Here is a 4,085-nt window from a genome sequence, read left to right on the forward strand (position 1 = left end):
GGAAGTTAAGCTTCCCTGCGCCGATGGTACTGCACTGGGGTGGGTGTGGGAGAGTAGGTCACCGCCGGACAATCTTTATAGGGGAGGGCCCCGACGCCGAGCGTCGGGGCCCTTTCTGCGTTTCCGGCCAGAACGGCTGGGTTTCGTGCCCATCCACCTGGACGGTGGCCGGGCACAGCCGGGCACAAGGGTTACGACTGGCGCAGGACGAAGACACCCCAGCCCAGGTAGTCACGCCCGTACTCCAGATGGGATCGCCGCGCCTGCGTGAGGAAATCCCGCATCGCCGGTGCGTCCGGATCATCGGGATTGTCACGCAGCCAGTCGCTGATCGTCCACCATTGGCTCGCGACATACCTGTCCCAGCTGTCGGGGTTGGCCAGCACCATTTCAAGCAGCTCGAAGCCGGCCGTTTCGGCGCGGTCAGCCGTACCGATCAGCGAGGTGAACGAGTCCTGGTCGATCTGTAGCGCGGTGCACGCCTCAGGCGGTGGCGGTGACGTCCAATAGCACTCGCCGACCAGCACGATGCCGTTCGGGCGCAGCCAGCGGCGCATGAGAGACAAGGTGCCCTCGAGGCCGCCGCCGATCCAGGTCGCGCCGATGCAGGACACGACGTCGTACGACTCAGGGGTGTCCTCGTAGGCCGCGGCGTCTGCTTCTACGAACTCAACGCGATCAGCCACCCCGAGTTCGTCCGCGCGGGTTCTGGCGGCGTTCAGAAAAACCTTGCTGATGTCGACGCCGACACCCTGGACGCCGTAGTCGGTCGCCCAGCGAGCGAGGAGCTCTCCCTTCCCGCAGGCCAGATCCAGGATGCGGGTGCCGGGGGTGAAGTCGCAGATCTCGCCGAGCAGGTTGAGCTTGTCGTCCGTCAACGGGTTCAGAATTCGGTGGCCTGACTCGGCGATTTCGTGGAAGCGTAGTGACATGCCGAGCAGTCTCGTTCACCGGGTGTTTGCGGTCCAATCAATATCGGGGTTGCGACGGGCTCGTGGACGTTCCGTGACTTGCTAGGCTGGGAGGACCGGGCCACCCCCCACGGGTGGCCTTCGTCGCGTAAGGCCCGAGGGCGGGCGGCGACCAGCCACGGTGGACCGTCGTTGTGAGTCCGCTGGGTGAGCCAACGAAATGGACCAGAAGTGAACAGAGATAACGGATCGGACGGCGGACCGCGCGGGCGCGGCGACTACGGTGACAGGCGCCCTGGCGCAGGGGGCAGGAGCGGCGGCTACGGCTCTCGCGGGCGAGACTCCGGCAGCGACCGTCCGTTCCGTTCCGAGGACAGGTCGCGTTCCGACAACCGCGGTGACCGCGGGCCGCGGCGCGACGACGATCGAGATGGCCGAGGAGGGCGTCGCGAGGGCGACGAGCGCCGGCCGTTCCGCGACAGGGACGACTCGGGCCCGCGCCGCGAGGGCGGGTACCGCGGCCCCAGGCGCGAAGGGGACGATCGCGGGCCTCGGGGTGACGACCGCCGTACCTACCGGGACAGAGACGACCGCGGACCGCGTCGCGAGGGTGGCTACGGCGACCGTCGTGAGGGCGGGTTCGGCGGTGGCCGTCGTGAGGGCGGGTTCCGTGATGACCGCGGACCGCGCCGCGAGGGCGGGTTCCGTGACGATCGTGGGCCGCGTCGTGAGGGCGGGTTCCGTGACGATCGTGGGCCGCGCCGCGAAGGTGGCTTCCGTGATGACCGGGGTCCGCGCCGCGAGGGCGGGTTCCGTGACGACCGAGGCCCCAGGCGGGAAGGCGGTTACGCCGGGCGTCGTGAGGGTGGGCCCGAGGACCGGGGTCCGCGTCGTGAGGGCGATGATCGCCGTACCTATCGGGATCGCGATGAGTGGCGACCGCGCCGCGAAGGCGGCTACGGGCAGCGCCGTGAGGGTGGGCCGCGGGACGGCGGCCCCCGCGGCGAAGGCGGCTTCCGTGATGACCGGGGTCCGCGTCGTGAGGGCGGCTTCCGTGACGATCGGGGTCCGCGTCGTGAGGGCGGGTTCCGTGACGATCGGGGTCCGCGTCGTGAGGGCGGGTTCCGTGATGACCGGGGTCCGCGTCGTGAGGGCGGGTTCCGTGACGATCGGGGTCCGCGTCGTGAGGGCGGGTTCCGTGATGACCGGGGTCCGCGTCGTGAGGGTGGCTTCCGTGACGATCGGGGTCCGCGTCGTGAGGGCGGGTTCCGTGACGACCGAGGCCCCAGGCGTGAGGGCGGCTTCCGTGATGACCGTCGCAGGGAAGGCGGTTACGGCGAGCGGCGCGAGAGCGGCGACCGCGGTGACCGCGGCCCTCGTCGTGAGGGTGGCTACGGCGACCGTCGCGAGGGTGGTTACGGTGGTGGCCGCCGCGAGGGCGGGTTCCGCGACAACCGCGGGCCGCGCCGTGAGGGCGGCTCCGGTGATCGCGGCGGTTATGGCGACCGCGGCGACCGCGGTGGCTACGGTGACAGGCGTGAGGGCGGTTTCCGCGAGAGGGGCGACCGCGAGTCCCGCCCGTTCTCTCGTGAAGGCCGCGAGGAGCGTCCCGGCGCGGGGAGCCGCGCAAGGTACGGCCGGAGCGACCGTGAGGGCGCTGACGAGGCCCCGCAGCGGGAGAAACTGCCCGAGGTGGCGCCCGACATCACGGTGGACGAGCTCGACAAGGAGGTCATCGAGGAGCTGCGTTCGCTTCCTGGCGACCTCGCCGACCTGGTCGGCCGGCACCTGGTGGCTGCCGAGCGGGCGCTTGAGGAGGACGACCCCGACCGGGCGCACGAGCACACCAAGGTGGCACGCAGGTTCGCGGCCCGCATCGGTGTCGTACGTGAGGCCGCGGGGATCGTCGCGTACCGCGCGGGCCACTTCTCCGAGGCGCTGAGCGATCTGCGGGCGGCCAGGCGGATGACGGGTTCGGACGCGTACCTGCCGGTCATGGCTGACTGCGAGCGCGGCATGGGCCGTCCGGAGCGGGCCATCGACCTCGTGCGTTCGCCCGAAGCCGAGCGCCTCGACCGGGCCGGCCGCATCGAGCTGACCATCGTCGAGTCCGGCGCCCGCCGTGACCTGGGGCAGCACGACGCCGCCGTGATCACCCTGCAGCGCCTGCCCGAGCTGCGCGACCCGCAGCCGAAGCCGTGGTCGGCGCGGCTGGCGTTCGCGTACGCCGACGCACTGGCCGACGCCGGGCACCAGGACGCGGCCACCGACTGGTTCGGCAGGGCGATGGCCTTCGACGAGGACGGGGAGACGGACGCGGCCGAACGGTACGCGGAGCTGACGGGAGCCGTCATCGAGGACGTCGAAGAGGACTTCGACTACGAGGACGACTCCGACGACGCCGATGTGGCCGAGGTTGGGGACGTGGCAACGGTGGACGAGGAGGCGGACGACGCCGCCGTCCTCGCCGAGGCCGGGGACCTGCTGGATACCGAGATCGCCGCTGACGACGTGGAGGAATCGTCCGAAGAGGCCGAGTTCGGTGACGAACCGGACGAGGGGGAACACGCCTCTGCGTCCGGGGCTTCGGAGGCCGATTCCGCTGAGGGCGAGGGCGATGACGACTCGGATGTCGTCACCTCGCCGGAGGAAGCTGCGGAGGCCGGAGAGACCGCGTCTGCAGGGAAGGCGGAGGAAACCGCGGTGGAGACCGTGGAAACCGCGGAGACCGCAGAGGCGGGGGAGCAGGCGGCTGGAGTGCCGGGGATCACGCCGGCGTTCATCGAGCCGAACTTCGGTGATGTGCTTGATGAGGGTGCCGAATCACCTGCGGACAAAGCGAAGAAGGACGAGGACTGACGCTTCGGTTTCGCATCGCCCGGCGTACAGGCCTCGCCTTCCCCGTGGGTGAGGGAGGCCGGTACCGGGGGTGAGGTTTCCTCACGTACGTTGCACACCGCGCGCGGTACGCCTAGGCAGGCGTGCCGCGCGCGGCGCATTGGCTTGTCTGTGAGGCTCGGCACACGCTCAGCATGGGAGTCGAGCTCCGTGCAGGCAGGCGTATCGCGTCGGTCGAGCAGGGTCACGTCCACGGACGTGGTGTATGAATCGATCTTCGCGTGATCCTGTTTCTGCAGGTTAAGCGGTAAGTGTCTGCGGGAGCGGGTTCTGAGC

The 4,085-nt window shown here is 70.1% G+C and carries 2 protein-coding genes; one reads left to right on the forward strand and one right to left on the reverse strand.

Annotation, left to right across the window (positions count from 1 at the left end; translation table 11 throughout):
- Positions 1–191: 191 nt before the first annotated feature.
- A complete protein-coding gene (locus AB0I79_RS63115) occupies positions 192–932 on the reverse strand; it encodes a methyltransferase domain-containing protein (RefSeq protein ID WP_357896292.1) in 741 nt (246 codons plus the stop codon).
- 1,671 nt (positions 933–2,603) lie between these two features.
- Between AB0I79_RS63115 and AB0I79_RS63120 the strand changes: the two genes are divergently transcribed.
- A complete protein-coding gene (locus AB0I79_RS63120) occupies positions 2,604–3,770 on the forward strand; it encodes a hypothetical protein (RefSeq protein WP_357896294.1) in 1,167 nt (388 codons plus the stop codon).
- Positions 3,771–4,085 lie beyond the last annotated feature (315 nt).

Source organism: Nonomuraea sp. NPDC050202 (assembly GCF_040656115.1).
In the GTDB taxonomy this organism is placed as follows: Bacteria; Actinomycetota; Actinomycetes; order Streptosporangiales; family Streptosporangiaceae; genus Nonomuraea.